Origin of the sequence: Phocaeicola barnesiae DSM 18169 = JCM 13652 (genome assembly GCF_000374585.1) — a bacterium.
GTDB lineage: Bacteria > Bacteroidota > Bacteroidia > Bacteroidales > Bacteroidaceae > Phocaeicola > Phocaeicola barnesiae.
The window spans coordinates 161,838-183,725 of sequence record NZ_KB894645.1 but is presented as its reverse complement, the minus strand read 5'-3'; the positions used below and the strand labels follow the sequence as shown (position 1 = coordinate 183,725).

The 21,888-nt window shown below is 45.6% G+C and carries 13 protein-coding genes and 1 pseudogene; 5 read left to right on the top strand and 9 right to left on the bottom strand.

What is annotated here, in order from left to right; translation table 11 throughout:
• Positions 1–56 precede the first annotated feature (56 nt).
• Positions 57–2,099 (bottom strand): methionine--tRNA ligase, encoded by a 2,043-nt coding sequence (metG, locus tag C510_RS0104705; protein ID WP_018710180.1) that lies wholly within the window; start codon positions 2,097–2,099, stop codon positions 57–59.
• Positions 2,100–2,280: 181 nt separating this feature from the next.
• Between metG and C510_RS0104700 the strand changes: the two genes are divergently transcribed.
• Positions 2,281–3,129 carry a PepSY-like domain-containing protein gene (locus C510_RS0104700; RefSeq protein ID WP_018710179.1) on the top strand — a complete coding sequence of 283 codons (849 nt, stop codon included), beginning with the start codon at positions 2,281–2,283 and terminating at the stop codon, positions 3,127–3,129.
• Positions 3,130–3,255: 126 nt separating this feature from the next.
• On the opposite strand, the gene C510_RS0104695 is transcribed toward C510_RS0104700, so the two are convergent.
• The 3 genes from C510_RS0104695 to C510_RS0104685 form a co-directional block, all read right to left on the bottom strand.
• Entirely contained in the window at positions 3,256–3,897 is a 642-nt protein-coding gene (locus C510_RS0104695; protein WP_025892224.1) for a hypothetical protein, read from the bottom strand.
• A gap of 99 nt (positions 3,898–3,996) precedes the next feature.
• Positions 3,997–4,752, bottom strand: coding sequence for a glycerophosphodiester phosphodiesterase family protein (locus C510_RS0104690; RefSeq protein WP_022339200.1), 756 nt, complete (start codon positions 4,750–4,752; stop codon positions 3,997–3,999).
• Positions 4,753–4,849: 97 nt separating this feature from the next.
• Positions 4,850–8,047: a TonB-dependent receptor gene (locus tag C510_RS0104685; protein ID WP_034775862.1), complete on the bottom strand. Its 3,198-nt coding sequence runs from the start codon at positions 8,045–8,047 to the stop codon at positions 4,850–4,852.
• Positions 8,048–8,574: 527 nt separating this feature from the next.
• Here C510_RS0104685 and C510_RS0104680 point away from each other — a divergent pair.
• From C510_RS0104680 to C510_RS0104670, 3 genes and pseudogenes are all read left to right on the top strand, one after another.
• On the top strand, positions 8,575–9,072 hold the full coding sequence (locus C510_RS0104680) for a C40 family peptidase (RefSeq protein ID WP_018710175.1): 498 nt from the start codon (positions 8,575–8,577) through the stop codon (positions 9,070–9,072).
• A gap of 857 nt (positions 9,073–9,929) precedes the next feature.
• A pseudogene (locus C510_RS16115) lies at positions 9,930–13,211 on the top strand (TonB-dependent receptor).
• A gap of 126 nt (positions 13,212–13,337) precedes the next feature.
• Positions 13,338–14,525, top strand: a complete 1,188-nt coding sequence (locus tag C510_RS0104670; RefSeq protein ID WP_025892226.1) for an alkaline phosphatase family protein — start codon at positions 13,338–13,340, stop codon at positions 14,523–14,525.
• Between the two features lie 177 nt (positions 14,526–14,702).
• Here the strand turns inward: C510_RS0104670 and C510_RS0104665 are convergent, their stop codons facing one another.
• The 5 genes from C510_RS0104665 to xerD all read right to left on the bottom strand — a co-directional run bounded on the left by C510_RS0104665 (position 14,703) and on the right by xerD (position 21,387).
• Positions 14,703–15,695 (bottom strand): metallophosphoesterase family protein, encoded by a 993-nt coding sequence (locus C510_RS0104665; protein WP_018710171.1) that lies wholly within the window; start codon positions 15,693–15,695, stop codon positions 14,703–14,705.
• Positions 15,696–15,818: 123 nt separating this feature from the next.
• The gene (locus tag C510_RS0104660) at positions 15,819–17,357 is read right to left on the bottom strand and encodes a YifB family Mg chelatase-like AAA ATPase (protein WP_018710170.1); all 1,539 of its coding nucleotides are present in this window, start codon (positions 17,355–17,357) and stop codon (positions 15,819–15,821) included.
• Between the two features lie 73 nt (positions 17,358–17,430).
• A complete protein-coding gene (locus tag C510_RS0104655) occupies positions 17,431–18,474 on the bottom strand; it encodes a thioredoxin-like domain-containing protein (RefSeq protein WP_018710169.1) in 1,044 nt (347 codons plus the stop codon).
• A gap of 150 nt (positions 18,475–18,624) precedes the next feature.
• Complete coding sequence (locus tag C510_RS0104650; RefSeq protein ID WP_018710168.1) at positions 18,625–20,301, bottom strand: tetratricopeptide repeat protein; 1,677 nt, start codon at positions 20,299–20,301, stop codon at positions 18,625–18,627.
• Between the two features lie 171 nt (positions 20,302–20,472).
• Complete coding sequence (xerD, locus tag C510_RS0104645; RefSeq protein ID WP_018710167.1) at positions 20,473–21,387, bottom strand: site-specific tyrosine recombinase XerD; 915 nt, start codon at positions 21,385–21,387, stop codon at positions 20,473–20,475.
• A gap of 65 nt (positions 21,388–21,452) precedes the next feature.
• Between xerD and aroQ the strand changes: the two genes are divergently transcribed.
• A complete protein-coding gene (gene aroQ / locus C510_RS0104640) occupies positions 21,453–21,881 on the top strand; it encodes a type II 3-dehydroquinate dehydratase (protein WP_018710166.1) in 429 nt (142 codons plus the stop codon).
• Positions 21,882–21,888: the final 7 nt, after the last annotated feature.

Genomic DNA, 21,888 nt, shown 5'->3' with positions numbered 1-21,888 from the left:
CCGGAGTTGTCTGTGCCTTTGCGTCTCTGTGGATGAATGTATGTCTGTATAGAGAATTACTTCACTTCGCTACCTGGTTTGACTTCACGCAGCAGGGAAGTAACAGCCAATGAACCGTCGAAGTTCTCGGCACTCAGAATCATTCCTTCGCTTACCAGACCGTTCTTGAACTGACGCGGTGCCAGGTTGGCGATGAACAGTACCTGTTTGCCTACCAGTTCTTCCGGTTTGTAGTGCTGGGCAATACCGCTCACGATGGTGCGGTTCTCCAGCCCGTCGGCAATCTTGAACTTCAGCAGTTTCTTCATCTTCGGAACATTTTCACATTCCAATACGGTTCCTACACGGATATCCAGCTTTTCGAAGTCCTCGAACGAGATGACCGGTTTGATAGGGTTGGCCTTGTAATTGGCCGCTTCGTTGGCTTTCTTGGTATCCAGCAGTTTCTGTACCTGAGCTTCGATGACGCTGTCTTCTATCTTTTCGAACAGCAGTTCGGCCTTGTTCAACGGATGTCCGGCTTCCAGCAGGTCTGTACGTCCCAGCTGTTCCCATTCGAAAGATTCCATGTTCAGCATGTGGCGCAATTTGTCTGAACTGAACGGCAGGAACGGTTCGAAGGCGATGGCCAGGTTGGCTACCAGTTGCAGGGCAATATTCAGGATAGTGGCTACGCGGTCCATGTCGGTCTTTGCCAGTTTCCATGGTTCGGTGTCGGCCAGGTATTTGTTTCCGATACGTGCCAGGTTCATGGCTTCCTTCTGGGCGTCACGGAATTTGAATACATCCAGCAATTTTTCCACTTCGGCCTTGACATCGGCAAATTCCTTCAGAGTCTCCTCGTCATAATCAGTCAGTTCGCCGCAGGCAGGAACCTTTCCGTCGAAATATTTGTGGGTCAGTACCAGGGCACGGTTCACGAAGTTACCGTAAACGGCTACCAGTTCGTTGTTGTTGCGTGCCTGGAAGTCTTTCCAGGTGAAATCGTTGTCTTTGGTTTCCGGGGCATTGGCGGTCAGTACGTAACGAAGTACATCCTGTTTGCCCGGGAAATCCTGCAGGTATTCGTGCAACCATACGGCCCAGTTGCGTGAAGTGGAAATCTTGTCGCCTTCCAGGTTCAGGAATTCGTTGCTCGGTACATTGTCCGGCAGGATATAGCTTCCTTCCGCTTTCAGCATAGCCGGGAATACGATGCAATGGAATACGATGTTGTCTTTTCCGATGAAGTGTACCAGACGGGTTTCAGGGTCTTTCCACCATTTTTCCCAAGAATCCGGCAACAGTTCCTTGGTGTTTGAGATATATCCGATAGGAGCGTCGAACCATACATACAGTACTTTGCCGTCGGCTCCTTCTACTGGTACGGGGATACCCCAGTCCAGGTCACGGCTTACGGCGCGTGGCTGCAGACCCATATCCAACCAGCTCTTGCACTGCCCATATACGTTCGGGCGCCATTCCTTGTGGTCTTCCAGAATCCATTTACGCAACCAACCTTCATGCTTGTCGAGAGGCAGGTACCAGTGCTTGGTTTCTTTCATGACCGGTTTGCTTCCGCTGATGGCACTCTTCGGATTAATCAGTTCGGTTGGTGAGAGTGTGCTTCCACATTTCTCGCACTGGTCTCCGTAGGCGCCTTCGGCATGGCAGCGTGGGCATTCACCGGTGATGTAGCGGTCGGCCAGGAATGTGTGTGCTTCTTCATCGTAATACTGCATGGAAGTCTTTTCGATGAATTCGCCTTTGTCGTACAACTTGCGGAAGAAGTCGGAAGCTGTCTTGTGATGTACTTCCGAGGTAGTACGTCCGTAAACGTCGAAAGAGATACCGAATTCCTTGAATGAGTCTTTAATCAGGGTGTGGTAACGGTCTACTACATCCTGAGGAGTAATGCCTTCTTTCTTGGCACGGATGGTGATAGGTACACCGTGTTCGTCGGAACCTCCGATGAACAGGACTTCTTCTTTCTTCAGACGCAGGTAACGCACATAAATGTCAGCCGGGACATACACGCCTGCCAGGTGACCGATGTGGACGGGGCCGTTGGCGTATGGCAGCGCTGAAGTGACGGTTGTTCGCTTAAATTTCTTGTCCATATTGATTATTCTTTACATGTCTGATAAATAATGTGGCAAAGATAAGGCTTTTCCGGAATTTTTCCCAATTCTTTTCAGATTTGCCTTTTATCTTTACCTCGAACTTAGGAGATGTGCCGGTTGGAGTGTTCTGGAAAGGTACTTTCCGTGAGGGGAATTTAACAAATAAAAAATAAGGACTATGAAACTGAAGGTTTTTTTAGCGATGTTGGTGATGGGAGTGTCCGCGTGGACGCTGCAGAGTTGTGATAACGATGACGACGACGATTGGGTGACTGTTCCGGCTGAACTGACCCGTTCGCTGGCCGATAAGCATCCGCAGGCTACGCGGGTAGAATGGGAGGCTGAAGGCGGTTATTATGTAGCCGATTTTTATGAAGACGGCTGGGAGAAGTCTGCCTGGTTTACTCCCGATGGAACCTGGCAGCTTACTGAGACCGAACTCCGATTCATGGATTTGCCGGATGCGGTGCAGACAGCTTTCAGAAACGGTGGATATGCTACCTGGGAAATTGAAGACGTAGATAGGGTGGAACGTCCGGATAGGGAAGTGGTGTATGTCATCGAGGTGGAACAGTTTGATCAGGAAGTGGATTTATTCTATACTGCTGATGGTATCTTGGTGAAGGATGAAACCGGTACAGGTGGAGGTAACCAGGGTGGTTCCGACTATCTGCCGTCAGTTACCGTAGATGATTTCCAGGCGTTTCTGGATGAGCGTTATCCGGGTGCCCGTATCATTGAATTAGACCGTGAAATGAACGGTTATGAAGTGGATATCGTACACGAAGGCCGTGGTAAGGAAGTGATATTCGACCTGGACGGAAACTGGGTGATGACTTCCTGGGACATCCGTTTGGTTGAGGTTCCTGAGGTAGTGAAGAATGCAGCGTTGGCACAATATCCGGATTACCGCTTGGATGACGCCGATTTTGTGGAGACTCCTTCAGCGTCTTATTACCTGATAGAATTGGAACGGGGCGAACGCGAAGTCAAGGTCAAGGTGGCTGCCGACGGAACGGTGCTATGATGCAGATTTACGTATAAGTTCCAGAAAATAGGGTACTTCCGAAGGTTGTGACAGACAAAAACAATCCAGCCCGTACAGACAGTTTATGTACTGTTTGTACGGGCTGTAATGATTTGACGGTTTCTTTTACTTGTCAATGTTTTTGGTAATGCTAAGGGCTATTTTAGATGAGCTCTTTTTGCTGGCTTTCATTAGTTTGTCGGCTTTTTCCAGATTCATGCAAGTAAAGTAGCTGTTTCCTTTGGTAATTTCCTGCTGGCTTTTGTCAAATAACGAGTAGCTTACGAAGTGGAATAATGTACGCAAAGGCTTTTCTTGCCATTTCAGGTAATGCTGGTTAAGTATCAACAGGTAATCGGCATGCGCATTGTCCAGCAGGTTATGATAATCCTTGCTTTCAATATGGCTTAGGTCGGCATACTGTTCTTCGTTGTTTCCGGTCAGTGTGATGTCGTTGATCATGTTTCCGATACCGTCCAGTCCTTTGGAATCAATAAAGACGATGTGTTTATCTTTATTGGTTTCGATGATGTTTTTGGTGATGATCTGGTTGTAGGTACTGTCTATACTTTCTTCCGGTATGCCGGTTTCTTCCGTAATCATGCTCTCCGGGAAATAATTGGAACTTACGTTGTCATGCAGACCTATTACCAACACTTTTACAGTAGAATGTTCATTCTCTGTCGTTTCGTTGCTACTTACGTTTTCTGCGTGGATAGATGTGCAGATGGACAATGCTGTTAGAAATCCTAAAAAAATCTTCTTCATAGTGTTCTCCTTACCTTTAATTGTTCATTGCAAAAGTATCCGTCCTGTATTACGCTGTTGTTTCTATCCGATGAAAAAGATGTGAATCCCTCAATCGGCTTATTTACTGGCTAGTTCCTTGGCTTCTACCGGGTGGTCGGTGGTAATGAAGTCCACTTTCAAATCGAGCATTTTCTGTAGGTCCGGCGTTTCATTTACTGTCCAGACATTGACTTTCAGACCCACTTTGTGAGCTTCCTCTACCCATTCCGGATGTTTGTCGAAAACTTTGTAGTAATAGTCGATTCCTGTCAGTCCTTTTTCCCGGATAACGGATGGGGCAATGTCACTCTTTAAATAGGCTATTTCTGATGTCGGAGACAGTTTGACCAGTTGTTCACAGATATTCATACTGAATGAAATGTATTCTACCTGTTTTTCCAGTCCCATTTCATTTACCATCTTTACAATGGCTGCTACAGCACGGTCCTCCAGTTCCTTGGTCAGATGAGGCTTGATTTCGAGGATTAACTGTGTTTCTGGAAGTTGCTTTCCGGCTTGCAGGTAATCCGAAAGGAGAGGGAGTGTCTCGCCATTGTTCAATTTCGTTTCTTTGATGCGGGCATAAGGTGTAAGATTGATGGTGTCCGAGCCGATGACGTCATCATGATTGACTACCAATGTACCGTCGGAAGTCATCAGAACATCGAATTCAGATCCGTATACAGGTATCTGGCTGGCTTTCTTCAAGGCTGTAATGGAGTTCTGTGCAGACCCGTCGCAGTTCCAGAAGCCGCGGTGGGCAATGATACGGGTTTGTGAATAACTGGATAAAACGTGGAAGGCCATCAGGCAAATAAATAATATCTTTTTCATAAGTTACATGATTTTGAAAATTCAACTCAATGTTTTTTTGAAGGTAATGAATAAATCCTGTTCATCCAAGTAATTTCGGATGAACAGGGAGATTTTGTCAGAATGCGTATCTTAATCCGATTTGTACCTGATACGGAGTGCCGTTCAGATTAGAAACACCGGTGTTTGCATTGACGTTGTAGACGTATTCTTTCTTGTCCTGATTGAAACCTTTGATGGTGTAGATTTTCTGGGTACCCAGGTTATGTCCGGCTCCCCAGTCCTTGTTCAGCATGTTCAGTACGTTGAATATATCGACAGACAGTTCCAGGTTATGTTTCTTGTAAAGTTTGAATTTCTTGGCCAGGCGTAAGTCGAGTGTACCGTAGAATCCGTTGACACCTCCGTTGCGTTCGGCTACCTTGCCGAAACTTTTCCGGATATAATCTTTGGTGCTTTCTTCTACATCCGGATTGCTCAGGATATTGTTGATACCGTCTTTCAGGTATTGTGGTGTATTAGGATCATTCGGGTCATAGATGAAGGCCAGGTCGTTTGAGTCAACAACAAAATCGCCGTTCACGTTTCCGCCTACTATCATGGAGTAGCGTGTACCTCCGATGCCGGAGAAGCGGGCACCTACGCTGATTCCCCAGAATGTGGGAGCAGTACCGTAAATCACTACTTTATGGCGGAACTGGTTGTTGGAATAAGTCATCCGGCTCAAGTCGCGCGGGTCATCGATTACCATTTGTGAAAGTGTGGCAGAATTGGCTACGTTTCCGTTGTAGGAAGTATTGTCTTTCGTATCGTTCCAGGTGTAGCTGAAAGAGATTTCGCCATCCTTGAAGTATCTCCAGGTTCCGTCGATGACGAAGGCGAACTGGTTGACTTTACCATCGCTGACCATTTCGAGTACACGTCCTATCTGGTCCGTCTTTCTGCCTTCTTTCCAGTCTGCTACACCTTTCTCATTGATGGTGTTGGCCGGGACATACACTCCTCGGTTTCCTTCTGCTTCGATGCGGAAATAAGGGTCATCTACCATATTGCGGTCTACATACATGTAGTTGTTGCGTCCCAGGGTCATGTATCCGGCTACACTCATTTTCAGACGGTCGCTGAAGAAGTGGGTATATGACAGGTTGGCTTTGTAGATGACCGGAACTTTGCAATCGGCTCCGTTCATGTTGATGGTGGAAAGTTTTTCTACATTCGGATTGTTGAAAAGTTCGGCTCCTGGTGCGGTAGAAGGATCCTTACGGTAAGAAGGGAAATCCGGTCTGATGAGGTTCAGCATTTCTGCATAGTTGGCAGCTTTCTGGTCCAGCGTGATATCCAGAGAAGCGGTACGGGTACCGTCGAATACCATGTTATTGATCATGGCGTAGTTGTTGATATCGGAAGCGAAGATACCGGCACCTGCACGGATAATGTCTTTATGTTTATCGTTTATGTCCCAGGTAAACTGCAGACGGGGTTGAATCTGGAACGTGGAGAGTCCGTTGTCGGTTCTCAATCCCAGTTCATCGTATACGGTCTGGTTGAAGGTCCCTTTATTGAAGTAAGTGGCGTTGTCAAGACGTAATCCGGCTATCATTTCGAATCCGGAGAACAATTTTGTCTGCATCTGTGCATAGACTCCCGCATTCAGAATGTTCTGCTTTACACGGTCGTCCTCGGTCAAGTACAGTTCCCGGACGTAGCGGTACGGCTCCAGGTTTTCGAAAGCGTCCATTCCGTTGAAGTAGAAGCGTCCGTTTGTCTCGCTACCGTAACGGGAGTTCATGTGTGTATACATGAAGTCTGCTCCGAACGTATAATTGATTTTGTTTGTGTTATAGTAGAAGTTATCGACTACCTGAAGGACATGGTTGTAGAAATTTTCCGGGCAGTAGCGTTGACCTCCCAATTGGATGCTGGTGGTAGCTGTCTTGCCGTCAATCTGTGATTCCACATTGCTTACAATTGCACGTGGAATGTTGGATGATGGAAGTTCCTTACCCGGCATTGACTCTTCCAGGGTATAAAGATGTTGTAATTTCAGTTCATTGGTACCTTTAGGACCGACTACCGAACGGAGAGTAGCCATGGCACTGTTGTTCAGTGAGTGTACATCGCCGTAGGTTTCATATAAATTGATGGCTGTATTGTCTCCTAATCCCATGTTGTTCATATCATTCACGAAGTTGTCGGTGAATGTAAGCAGATTGGTTGCATTGATTTGCCAGTCGAGGCGTGCGAATACGGCGTCAGTACTCTGCGTCTTGTCGAAAGCTCCGAACTGGGGATTGGAAGATACTCCATATTTGTCGCGTGCAATCTGCAGGAAGCGGTCGCGTACATCACTGGTCAGGCTGTATCGTTTCTCGTCGGCGGCACTCTGGATATCGGCGATGTATAACGGACGTGAATCAGCCTGATGGTCCCAAGCGATGAAGAAATGTGCACGGTCCTTAATCAAGGCTCCTCCCAGCGAAGCGCCGAACTGGTAAGTCGAGAAGTCATTGTTGCGTTTGTTTCCACGGATATCGTATGGGCTGGAAAGCCAGTTGGCCCGTGCAAATGTAAATGCACTACCGGTCAAGGTATTTGTACCCGATTTGGTAACCGTACTGACTGTTCCACCGCCGGCGCGTCCGTTGGTTACATCGTATTGGTTGGTGACTACCTTAAATTCCCGGATGGCTTCCATCGAAATGGCGTAAGGCACTCCGTTACGGCTGGTAGTACTTCCTCCGGAAGTTGGGTTCTTTGCCGTCATACCGTCTATGGTATAGTTGGTAGAAGAGGCAAGCTGTCCCGACAGGCTGGAGCCGGTACTTAATGGAGATAGGTCTACCAGAGAGGTGAAGTTTCGTCCGTTGACAGGAAGTTTCTCCAGGTCTCTTTCTGTTACGGAAGTGGCTGCTCCTGTTGTTGCGATACTGTTTTTAAGAGAGTTGGCAACTACTTCGACGGCTTCCATCACTACGCTCTCTTCTTTCAATTGAAAGTCGACACGGAGCAGGTCGCCTTGGTTGAGGGTATAACCGGTTTTCTTCTGGTCGCCATAACCTACATACGAGATACTGACCGTATAGGGAGAGCCCAAAGGGAGCTGCTTGATGGTATATTCACCTTTTTCATTGGTGATAGATCCGGTCTGGAAACCGGTTGATTCGTTCTTTACCTGGATGGCGGCACCGATAACCTCCATTCCCGTTTCATCTGTTACAATTCCTGATATTACGGCTCTGTTATCTTGTGCGGATAGTTGGATAGAACAAAATAATGCGCAGAGTAGTAATAAAATCTGTTTACCTTTTGTTGTCATGCTAATTATAGATTGATTATGAATTTTTCACAAAAGTAGATCGGCTGCATTACGGGGAGATAACTGCGGGGTAAAGAAACGATGTGAATTCTGTTAATAAAATATTACAGAACCGGGTTGCATCGAATGGCTGTTTGTATTTCTGTGAATAAACTCCTTATTCAGTATATGGATTCATCCATTAAACGCGTTTATTCTCAGCGGGTTGTTTTCCTGCTGACGAAGTGGCTATAGGGGGGAGCGGATTGCTTTACAAAAATGTTTGGAAATAAAACTGAACATTTCTTTTTAAGATTGAAGAGGAAGATATATCTTAAAAAAAATGAATACAATATGAGACGGGTATTTGTTTCGGATATGCTTATGTTTTTAATTTATAGCTGTTTAGCCAGGAATTTAATGTAGTTGTGCGGAAAATTGAACCTGCCAAAAGTTGTAAAACTGGTTGTTGTGCGAATAATTAATTTATAAATTTGTGACACAGTTCAATGAGATGTATAACCCTATAAACGATTGTAAATAACCGCATGAGATACGTTATCGCTACTTTGCTCTTCTGTTTGGCCGGTATTTTTAGCTTACCGCTCTCTGCTCAGACTTCCACTTCTGCAGATTCCACTTCAGTGACCGGACATGATATTGTAAAGGTAGCGATGAAATACATCGGTGTTCCCTATCGTAGCGGACGTATGAATCCGAAAGTCGGTTTCGACTGTTCCGGTTTTACTACTTACGTGTTTAAGAAAGAAAACATCCAGTTGACCCGTTCTTCCCGTTCCCAGTTTACAGAGGGAGTAGAGGTGAGCAGTTGTACCGATTTGCAGAAAGGCGATCTGGTCTTTTTCGGAGGCTCACGTTCTTCATCCACTTCAATCGGGCATGTTGGGATTGTAACCGATGTGAATCCGTCTACCGGTACTTTCTCTTTCATCCATGCCAGCCGCACAGGCATCCGCATCTCTTCTTCGGACGAACCTTATTATGCCAAACGTTACGTAGGTGCCCGCCGGATATTGCTTTCTTAACCGGCGCTTTCATTCTGTCATTTTGCTCATTCGGATAGGTTGAGAATCGTGTAGTTCGTGCTTCTTCCGGACTTTGCCGTGAAAATGTGTTTCTTACAGATCCTATAGCTGGCTGAATGTTATCAGTTCCGTCGTTTACAAGCGTTCTGTATCGTTCTCTGGATGATTTGTTGTCTTGATGATTCCAATAAGACGTAGATGCTTTCTTTGGGAACATTCAGGAATATCGTCCGATTCGTATCAGTTAGCGTTCTATACCCTTCCTTTTGATGCTTTTTTCAGCATAAACGTTCATTCTCATTCATCTTCCTAGGCGTTTTCTGCTTTTTGACTAGACAAAATTATTTTTTCCCTGCATGTTTTTGGTTTTTTTATTCGTCCGGGAGGTGGATAAAAAACTATAAATCGGTGTTATTCCTGTATAAATATGTATAAAATATAGGTAAATCCGTTCTGGATGCGAGGTTATTAAAAAAATGTATGTTCGTATTCTCATGAAATTTAATTTAAAAAGATAATGAAATCTCTATTTCTGTATCAGATTGATAATACAAAAGGGGTGATAGGATTTAATAATGTAATGGGGCTGAATGATAAATAAAGAATATGTTAGTTCTGCTTCACATATTTTTGAGGATATTGATATGCCGGTTAGAGGTTATTAGTTTGCTGGATTATCCGCTTTCTGTTGAGAATCTGTTTTTTATAGAATTCAATCATACTTTTTTAACTTCGACAGCTCAAGGTCAAAAATAACTTTGATGATTGATTCTTAATTAAGTTGTAACAACTTTTTCCTTATTTTTCTCTAATTTTGCACACGGATCTCAAATCTTTATAATTTTAATACAAAAATTATGGCAAAACAAATGCGATTATTTTTTGCTGCGTTGATGTCTTTAACGGCGGCAGCAATGAACGCTCAGGTTACCACTTCAGCAATGTCTGGACATGTTTCTGATGAATTGGGCGAAGATGTCATCAGTGCCCTGATTCGGGTCGTTCACCAACCTTCGGGTACAACTTATAGTGCGATTACCAACACCGATGGACGTTGGGCTATCTAGGGTATGCGTGTAGGTGGGCCGTATGAAGTGGAAATCACCTATATCGGATATGCCGACCGGACCATCGAGGATATCACACTTCAACTGGGTGAGACTTATAATATCAATGTGAGTCTTTCTGAAGATGTAACCGAACTGGGCGAGGTAGTGGTGACGGGTACCCGCTCCAAGTTTGCCGCCGAGAAGACCGGTGCTACAACCAATATCTCGAATGCGCAGATGATGTCCTTGCCTACAGTAAGCCGTAGCATTTCGGATATTGCACGTGTCTCTCCTTATGCCAATGGTATGGGTTTTGCTGGAGGTGACGGACGTTCTACCAATTTTACGCTTGACGGAGCTAATCTGAACAACAACTTTGGATTGTCGTCTACCCTGCCTGGTGGTGGTATGCCTATCTCTATGGACGCTCTTGATGAGGTACAGGTAGTGGTGACTCCTTTTGATGTTCGCCAGACCAACTTCATCGGAGGTGGTATCAACGCAGTAACCAAGTCGGGTACCAATACTTTCAAGGGTACAGCTTATATTTATCACAATAATGAGAATATGCACGGTAACCGCATCGATGATACGGATTTGGGTGAACGTGGCATCAACCGCAATACTACTTATGGTTTTACGTTCGGCGGACCGATTGTGAAGAACAAGCTTTTCTTTTTTGCGAATGCCGAATATGCTAAGGTGCCGTCGGTCATCAACCGCTGGCGTGCTTCGGAAGACGGTGTAGCCGATCCTGACAACTACATTTCACGTACTACGGTGGCCGATCTGCAGAAAGTGCGCGACTTCATGATGCAGCGCTATGGCTACGACACAGGCTCATTCACCGATTTCCCGGCAGATGAGAGTAACCTGAAGCTGTTGGGACGTATTGACTGGAACATTACGGACAACCATCACCTGGCCGTTCGTTATAACTATACCAAGAATACCGCCTGGAATCCTGTGAACGGAAACTCCGGCGACACCGGCTATCGTCTCCGTAACATGGACCGTCTGTCACAATACTCCATGTCTTTTGCCAACTCCATGTATTCTATGGATAACAAAGTGAGCACTGTTTCGGCTGACTTTAACAGCCGCTTCGGCAACAACATCTCCAACCAGCTGTTGTTCACTTATACGAATATTGATGACGTACGTGGTTCTAACTCATCACCTTTCCCTTTCATCGACATCATGGGAGGCTATGAAACCGCAGCAGACGGCACGGTTACACAGAGCCTTACTCCTTATATGAGTCTGGGTTATGAACTATTCTCTTATAATAACCGTGTACAGAACAAGATTACGACCATAACCGATAACTTTACTTATTATGCAGGTGCGCATAAGATTACGGCAGGTTTCAGTTTTGAACACCAATTGGCCAATAACTCTTACATGCGTGGAGGAACAGGTTATTACCGTTATCGTTCGTTGGATGATTTCTTGAATGGCGCTGCTCCTGAAACGGTAGGTTTAGCTTATGGTTATAACGGTGAGGCTAATCCTAATGCTGAGGTCGTATTCAATCAGTACGGCCTGTATGCACAGGATGAGTGGAATATTTCAGAGAATCTGAAACTGACAGGTGGTATTCGTTTCGATATGATCTCGTTTAATAGCGATGACCTGATGCGTAACAACGCCATCTATGACCTGGACTTCGGTGGTCGCCATATCGACACCGGTGCATGGCCTGACGGAAACGTGCAGATTTCTCCGCGTATCGGTTTCACCTGGGACGTGTTCGGTGACAAGAGCCTGAAGGTGCGTGGCGGTACGGGACTCTTTGCCGGACGTCTACCGCTGGTATTCTTCACCAACATGCCGACCAATTCGGGTATGGTGCAGAATCTGGTACATGCCGATACCCGATATGAAGGAGCTACCGGTGTGGTGAAATCGTCCGACCCGCGTCTGCAGAACTTTGTTGGTGGTCTGGTGACGGATGTCAATAAAATCCGTGAATTGCTTGGAGCGCCTGAGTCTATCAGCCCTGACGAAGGTACGGTACCTAGCGAGATTGCTGGTGTGGACAAGAACTTCAAGATGCCTCAGGTATGGAAGTCTTCATTGGCTGTCGACTATCAGTTTCCTGTTGTCTTCCCGATGACACTGACCGGTGAGTTTACTTACACCAAGAATATCAATGCTGTGATGTTGGATAACTACAATGTGAAGCCTATTGATTCCAGCTGGGAACGCTTGCAGGGTGCCGACAACCGTTATCTCTATCCGAGCGACTATCGTTATTACAATGATTTCAGCAACGCCTGTGTGCTGACCAATACTCATAAGGGTTACGGCTGGACCATGAACCTGACAGCAACCGCTGAACCGGTGAAGGACCTTCACCTGATGGCTGCCTATACGCATACGGTCATGAAGGAAATGTCGGGTATGCCGGGTAGTAATGCTTCTTCAGCCTGGTCGGGTCTGTATACAGTGAACGGTCCTAACAATGTAGAACTGCATAACTCTCAATATGTGATTCCTGACCGTGTGATTGCTTCCGTAAGCTACACTTATCATAAAGACCACTTCAGCTTATTCTATACCGGTTATAGAGGTGCAGGTTATAGCTTTGTTTATTCAAATGATATCAATGGTGATGGAAACAATACAGATTTGATGTACATCCCTAAGGATGACAGTGAAATACATTTCACTAATGAAAGCGACAGACAACTTTTCTGGGATTTTGTAAATCAAGACAGTTATTTGAAAAATCATAAGGGTGAATATGCCGAAGCGTACAGTGCCTATGCTCCATGGGTAAATCGTTTCGATTTCCGTTGGGCTCATGATTTTGATGTGAAATTGGGTAAAACGACTAATAAGTTGCAATTGAGTGTAGATATCATGAACGTAGGTAATCTCTTCAATTCCAAGTGGGGTGTAGAGAAGAACATGAGCAATTGTAATAATGGTGCTATCTTGAAAGTAGATAAGATAGAGAATGGAACTCCTTATTTCTCTATGTTCAAGAACAGTGATGGAACACCGCTTACCAGTTGGACTTTCAACCGCAATTATGACCAGTGCTGGCGTATGCAGATCGGTGTAAAATATTACTTTAACTGATTCGGATAGCGTATATTAAATTTCAACCCGAGAGAGCGGGAATGCCGATAAGACCATTGCTTTTCTGTGAAGCTGGTTCTAAATCTGTGGCATACCCGCTCTTTCTTTTATGATAATTTGAATGGTATGAGAAAGATTTTAATGTTATTGTTCCTTTTTGTTTCTGTCTGTTCGTTTGCGAAACAGCATGTTACAGTTATTGTGTCTCTTGACGGTTGCCGATGGGATTATCCGCTCATGTATGATACTCCATTCCTGGATTCATTGGGTAATCGGGGGGTTAGTGCGGTAATGCGTCCCTCATTCCCTTCGAAAACATTTCCCAACCATTATACTTTGGCTACAGGGCTTGTACCCGATCATCATGGGATTATAGCCAACCGTTTTTACGATGTTTCTTCGGGGCGGACGTACAGTATCAGCGATAAAGATACTGGTAAGGACGGATCGTTTTATGGAGGTGAACCTATTTGGTTGACGGCCCATCGTCAGGGAGTTAAAGTAGGAGTCGTTTATTGGCCCGGGTCCGATGTGGCAATCCAGGGACAGTATCCCGACTACTATAAGGATTATGCACAAAAGCCTTTATTGACTTATCCGCAACGTTTGAATGAGGTTGAGCGGTTGTTGACTCTCCCTGATAGCTTGCGCCCACAGCTTGTCATGGTTTATTTTGATGAGCCTGATTATAGCGGACATCTTTATGGACCGGCTTCGAAATCTACCCGCCGTGCTGTGGAGGAACTGGATTCGCTACTGAACGATTTGTATATCCGATTACGTGCTCTGCCAGAAGGCGAGGACATTAACTTTATCGTAACTTCAGATCATGGTATGGCTTCTACTTCACCTGAACGGATTATCCGTCTTTCGGATTACCTGAAGCCTGACTGGTGCGAGCGGATACTGGTTGATCTGCCTACACTGATTTTCCCCCGGGAAGGTTATGAGGATGATATCCTAAAGGCTTTGAAACAGGTCCCTCATTTGCGTGCGTGGCGTCGGGAGGAAGTACCTGCGTATTTGCACTATGGTTCCAATCCTAATGTGGCGCCTATCGTGGCTTTGCCAGACAATGGTTGGCTGGTGACTGAAAGTACAGATGTGAACTTGGGAAATCATGGCTTCGATCCGACAAACTCTGATCTTTATGTGCCTTTCCGTGCCGAAGGTCCTGACTTCAAACACGGGTATGTGCGTCAGACATTTTTCGACAATACCTGTATTTACCCGCTTCTGGCTTATTTACTGGGTATTGAACCTGCGCCCTGTGACGGAGATATCAGCCAGATTTTCGATTTGTTGGAGCGTTGAATATTTCTTATATTGGAAGGCTTCCTTAGCGGATGGTTATTGAGTTGTTGTTTTATAATCAACAGATCAGTATCTATTTCCCAAGGCTAGAAAAAACTATTCTGATGTAAAAGCCGTATCATACCCCATGGCGCATGAGGCATGATACGGCTCTTCGTTTATAGAAATAATCGGTTCTTATTCTCCGCGGGCGAAGTCTGTCGGATAAGTGACAAGGTTGATTACCTTGCCTCCTTTCAGACGTATCCAGGTCTTGAAGCTTCTTTCTCCTTCTTGGAGCTCGATGACACGTGCGCCGTTGCCTCCCGGAATGTCGTGGTAGACGGTTTTGCCTCCTGTAAAGCGTCCGTAGCCTAGCAGAATATTGTTCCAGTCGACCACATAATCGTTCACATGGTCATGACCGACGAAGGTGGCCATGACATCACCGGCATTCAGCATGGCGGCATACAGACCGGTATTGATGGCCGGTGCACAGGCTTTTTCCTTGCGGGTTCCTATCAGCAAGGCATTTTCGTTCTGGGCAGCCTGGTTGTATTCCGGGAACGGGATATGGAAGAAAGCCATGGCCGGTAGGGGTTTTCCACCGTTACGGGCAGTGAATGCGGCGCTTTCCTTGCGGTACCATTCTACCTGGTCTGCCTTTATCCAGTCGTATCCTTTAATCTGTTTCAGCGATGAATAGGTGTTACTGTCGAAGATATAAAGTACGGCTGCTTCGGTATTTCCAGTGGAAGCTTGAACAGGCAGGACGAAATTGCTGACTCCGGAAATGCCTTCGGTCCGGGTGTTCAGGCATCCGTCTTTCTTTTCTACATATTCCGATAACTCCGTACGGGTCATATCCTGTTCGTCATCGTGGTTTCCCCAGGTGACGGCAAACGGAATGTGGCGGGAGATGGTAGGTTCCAGTGCTTTGTCCAACCCTTCGGCCGCAGGTTTGGCGAAAATCAGGTCGCCGGTATAAATGACTAGATCAGGCTTTTCTGTATCCAGTATTTCGTTCATACGTTCGGCAGCTTCTTCCGAGGCCGGATTTCCGGGTACCCAATGTACATCGGTAAACTGGACAATCTTGAATTTCTTGTTGGAATTGAATTGTAAGGTCTGTGCCTGCATGCCAAGCATTCCCATGCAGAGAGTAAAAATACTGATGATAAGTTTCTTCATAAGTTACGCTTTTTAATCTTATAAAAGTATCGGTTTTATGTTTCGTAAATGTAACAAAAAGATGAAACATACCCTTCTGATTTCCATTTTACTTGTGTTTCCTGATGGTGTTTTTGTTGAGGTTTATCCCGCCCAGTTCTCCCGGTCCAGGTTGCGGTAGCTGATGGCTTCTGCCAGATGGCCGGTTTGTATCTGGGGGCTTCCATCCAGATCGGCAATGGTTCGGGCTACTTTCAAGATGCGGTCGTATGCGCGGGCAGACAAGTTGAGGCGTGTCATGGCGTTCCGTAACAGTTCAAGCCCATGTGTATCGGGTTGGGCATATTGTTGTAACAGTTTAGGAGTCATTTGTGCATTGCAATGCACGTCTGGTATGTGAGCAAATCGTTCGATCTGTATCTGACGGGCATGGATGACCCGTTCACGGATGGAGGCACTGGATTCTCCCCGTTCCTGTCCGGACATTTTTTCGAAAGTAACCGGTACGATTTCAATCTGGATGTCTATTCTATCCAATAACGGACCGGAAATCTTGTTGAGATAGCGTTGTACTTGTCCGGTGTTACAGACGCAAGGGCGTGTCGGATGATTGTAGTAACCGCAAGGGCAGGGATTCATGGAAGCTATCAGCATAAAGCTTGCCGGATATTCCAACGTATATCGGGCTCTGGAGATGGTGATGTGCCGGTCTTCCAGAGGTTGGCGCAGGACTTCCAGTACGCTTCGATTAAATTCCGGAAGTTCGTCGAGGAACAGGACTCCGTTGTGAGCCAGACTGATTTCACCAGGTTGGGGAGTCGCTCCTCCGCCTACCATTGCTACTTGAGAGATGGTGTGGTGTGGGCTTCGGAACGGTCGGGTAGCGATGAGCGAGCTACCTTTGGTCAGTTTCCCGGCTACCGAATGAATTTTGGTTGTTTCCAGGCTTTCTCCCAAGGATAGGGGAGGTAGAATGCCGGGGAGGCGTTTGGCCATCATGGATTTTCCGCTGCCCGGAGGTCCGACCATAATCAGGTTATGTCCGCCTGCCGCCGCTACTTCCAGTGCCCGTTTGACACTTTCCTGTCCCTTTACATCGGCAAAATCGAACAGAACTTCTTCCTGATGGGAAAAGAATTCTTCACGGGTATTCACAACAGTTGGTGTTAAAGTCGTTTCGCCGTTGAAGAAACCGATGACTTCGGTGATGTTTTGGGCTCCATATACATCGAGGTTATTGACAACGGCTGCTTCACGGGCATTCTGCTGAGGGAGGATGAGGCCCTTGAATCCTTGTGCACGGGCGGTGATTGCAATGGGAAGAGCGCCACGGATGGGTTGCAGACTGCCGTCCAGACTCAGTTCTCCAATGATCAGGTACTGGTCCAGCAAATCGGCTTTTACGGTTTCAGTGAGGGCCAGAATACCGATGGCCAGGGGAAGATCGTAGGAGGCTCCTTCTTTGCGGATATCTGCAGGGGCCATATTGACGATAATCTGGCAGGAAGGAAAGCGGTAACCGTTTACGCGGAGGGCAGAGATGATGCGTTCGTGACTTTCTTTGACGGCTGAATCCGGGAGGCCCACCAGAAAAAATTTGATTCCGCGTGAACTGTTCACTTCAATGGTGATGAGTGTAGCGTCGATACCTTGTACCGCCGCTGTATAAAGTTTTACTAACATGTCGTTTATACATTTTACTATAAAGGTATAAACGACAATAGGGAGAAGTTTTTCTCCCTATTGAATCGTCATTTTATGCTTTCTTTTCTTTTTTCTTCTTTTTTTCGTCCTGTTTCTCTTTGATCTTTTGCTTGATCATTTCGCCGGTTAAATCGGTTCCGATGATTTTCCGGTTTTTGTCAACCAAGATGTTGGCGGGAAGCCGGTCTATATGGTGTTGCTTGACCAGTTGGTTTTCCCATCCTTTGAAATCGCAGGTTTCTATCCAGGAGGTCGTGTCTGGTTTGCAGGCATTGAGCCATTGTTCTTTCTGGAGGTCCAGTGATATATTCAAGACTTTTAAGGTATTCTTGGGCAAGGAATCAACCAGTATTTCCAGTTCTTTGCGTTTTGTCAGGCTGTTCGGACTCCAGCTGGCCCAGAAATTGACCAAGGTATAGTCATGCTTGTCATTGCTGTTCCAGGAAATGTATTTCCCTTTCCGGTCCTTGCAAGAGTAGTAGCTCAGGTGGGTAATCGTTGACAAGTCCTTTGCGGGAAGTGACTTCATGGCGACACTGAGTATGCGGCTGTCTTTTACGTTTCCGCTCAGCGGTTTGATAAGTTTCGTGGTGTGTTCGATATCAGGATGTGCCTGCTGGATGAAATAGCGGTCTAGCAGGTAGGCGGATACAACCGATTGCGGGTGGCTCTGGATAAATTTCTCAGCCTCCTTGGCCTCTGCCTTCTCATTGCCTTGGAGAGCCGCGGTGGATTTTAAGAATTCCTGAAATTCCTGATTGGCGCCATCACCCTTCAAATCGGGCTTCTCGAATGTTCCTTTGAATTGCACTTCCCATCCTTTGTTCGCAAAGATGGGAATGGCTTGTCCTTCCTTATTGACCAGACGGATGAGTGTCAGTGTATCTGGGGACAATTGATAGGTGAATTTGCCCTTTTCCGGGAATATGGTATCAAGTTTGGCTTCCGGATCATCGTATATCACCAGAATCGGTTCATGGAACGAAACGGAATCGGTCAATTCTCCTTTCAGCAAGAAACGGTCCTTTTCTGAACATGCAGGCAACAGGTTCAGCAGGATGACGGTAAATAGGAACAAGTAGATGATTTTGCGCATAATATGAATATTGATGTTGCGAAAATACATAAATAAATCCGATTGACATCGGTTTTATCGGATATTTATAAATAAGCGAGGTTGGTTAAGGCATAAAAAAAGCCGGGATGAAAATCATCCCGGCTCTTTTGTAGTATGAGAAAATCAGTATTATTTGATTTCGTTTGCGTATTTAGCAAATTCGCGGTCGTCCTGTGCTTTAGCAGCCAAAGAAGCATCTTTCTGAGCAACTTTAGCCATGCTTGACTTAACCAAGTCTGCATTGTTTGTTCTAGCACCTACGATAGCCATCAGGTAATCTGTGTAAGCGTCCGGATTCTTCACTGCGTTCAGTGTATTCTTAGCTTTGTTGTAGTCCTTAGCCAAGATCTGAGCCAAAGCAGCAGAGTTAGTCTTAGTATCACCGAATGCGTTTACAGCACGGTCGTACTGACCTTGTTTGATGTACAGGTTACCCAGAGCTTCGTTAGCTGTGTTGGCACCTGTAGATTTGCTCAAGTAAGTTTCAGCGTTAGCTACGTTACCTTTAACCAGTTCGCAAAGACCCATGTTAGTGTTAGCTTCAGCTGAGCTTGCGTTCTTGCTCAAAGCCTGTTTGAAGTAGTTTTCAGCAGCAGCCTTGTCACCAGCAGCGTATGCCATCATACCCAAGTTGTTGTATGCACGGCAGTCGCTCGGATACAATTCTACAGTCTTCTTATAGATAGCTTCTTTACGAGCGTTGTCGTTAGTCAGTGTAGCAGCGTACAGCAATTCTTCTACGCTCAATACCTTAGCGTCAGTATCGAATGCTTCGTTGATTTCTTCATCGCTACGACCGATGATGTCATAGTTGGCAGTCAAGCGAGCACGACGCAACTGAGGCAGGATTTCGTCAGCCAAAGTCTTGTAAACTGAAGAGATGTTCTTGATTTCAGTTTCACGCTGTTCCGGATCCTGATACATAGAAAGAACACGCAGAATCAGGTCTTTATCCTGGATGTTTGATTTAGAAACCAATTCCTGGAAACCTTCCCAGTCCTGAGCAGTGTACTTAGTGTCAACCTGAGTTTCGATCTTACCTTTCTTCAATTCTTTGTTCAGGTAAGTTTCAGTGTTGTCCTGACGTTTTTCAGCCAGACCAGTGTTCAATTCAACACCACCATCCGGTGAAGCGTATGCAGAGATTTCGATGTTGTTCAGTTTGTAGTTCTTAGTGTCACCTGCAACTTCAACAACTTTCTTGTTGAATGCTTTCAAGCTGTCAGACTTCAATTCGCTGGCACGCAAGTTAGCCTGCTGGATCAAGAACATGATGTTAGCCTGCTGAGCCTGTTTGATGATACGTTGGAATGCGTCTGCAGCATAAGCAGCGTTGGCAGAACCTACAGTCGGCAGTTCAGAAGTAGCGATTACACCATCAGCGATCTTTACAGAAGGAATAGTGTATTCTTTTTTGCCTCTCTTGATTTTGAAATCCAGATACAGTTCAGATTTAGCCATTTCCGGAACATAGTCGAAAGAAGCTTTCATTGTATAAGTACCACCAGCCTTGTATGAGATAGTCTGGTCGTTACCTTCTACTTTTTCACCCTGGAATGTAGCAGACTGGCCTTTTGCTTCGCCACCATTCCATCTCAGAACCGGAGTAACTTCAACAATTGCATTTTTCTTGAAGTACTTTTCAGGGAACTTACCTGTAATGGTTACAGGAACTTTACCTCCTACTGCTTCCAGAACCTCAGGGTTCGTTGTGAAGTAGTCGGCAGACAATTCGCCCATCTTACCGCAAGAAGAAAGAGCGAGAACCAACAATGCCACTAAAGGCAAATACAACTTTTTAATCATGATGTTTTAAATATTAAAAATTGTTTTATAAAAAATTTTCCGCATTTAGGTTAAGCCTAATTTTTGGGGGCAAAGATAAGAAAAAGTCTGATTTTGTTAATCTTTACTTCTGCTTTTTTTTGATGATAACTTAATTTTTTCTTATTTTACGGCTCCAATACCCCTTTTTATTCAATTTTTCATGTTCCGGGGGTGATGTTCGATGATTTCTTGACGCAAACGGTTGCGGTCGATGTGTGTGTAAATTTCGGTAGTTCCTATACTTTCGTGCCCCAGCATACACTGGATTGCACGCAGGTTGGCACCGCCTTCCAGCAGGTGGGTGGCAAAGGAATGGCGGAATGTATGGGGGCTGATCTGTTTCTTGAGTCCAATCAGGTCGGCCAGTTCCTTGATGATATGGAAAACCATGATGCGGGAGATGTTTTTCCCGAAACGGCTGATGAATACAAAGTCTTCATATCCGGGTTTGACCAGACCTTCTCCACGGACTGGGAAATAATTTTCCAGTTCTTTGATGGCCCGTGGAGAAATCGGGACCAGCCGTTGCTTGTTCCCCTTTCCTTCTACTTTGATGAACCCCTCCTTCAGGTAGAGGTCTGAGAACTTCAGGTTGCACAATTCCGAAACTCGTAGGCCGCAGCTGTACAGTGTTTCCAGGATTGCGCAATTGCGTTGGCCTTCGCGTGTACTTCGGTCAATACTCCCTATCAGGGCGTCAATTTCTTCTACGGTCAGCACATCCGGCAGGTGTTTCCCTATTTGTGGGGACTCCAGCAGTTCGGTAGGGTCTTGCTGGATATAATCCTCCAGCAGCAGGAAATGATAGAATGACCGGATACCCGAGAGGATGCGTGCCTGTGACCTTGGGTGGATACCTATGTCACGAAGGCCGGCTGAGAAATGTTCCAAAGTCTCCAGAGTCACTTCTGTAAAGTCCAATCCTTCCAGAGTCAGGTAAGCCTGAAGCTTGTCCAGGTCTGTCAGATAGGCCTGTACGGTATTCTCTGAAAGTGATTTTTCAAGTTTTAAGTATTGCTTATACTTTATTATTATCTTTCCGTTTTTATTGTCGGGGTATTTCATTTCTTTTTCGTATCTTTGTCCCAAATTCTTTGAACAAAGATATTAAAGTTCAGGTTTTATACAAAATGAGAATACAAATTATAAACGGTCCCAATATCAACTTATTGGGAAAGCGGGAGCCTTCCATTTATGGAGCCACTTCGTTTGAAGATTATCTGGAGACGCTGAAATCGGCTTATCCGGATATCGAGTTCGCTTATTATCAATCGAATGTGGAGGGAGAAATGATTAATAAAATCCACGAGGTCGGATTCTCTTACGATGGAATCATTTTGAATGCCGGTGCTTATACGCATACTTCAATCGCTTTGCAGGATGCGATTCGTGCCGTTACTACGCCGGTAATCGAAGTACATATCTCCAATGTACACAAGCGGGAGGAGTTCCGCCACAAATCCATGATCTCATGTGCCTGTCTTGGAGTCATCTGTGGTTTCGGTCTTGACTCATACCGGCTGGGCGTGGAGGCTCTTATACATGTTGACAATAATTAGTTTTAGA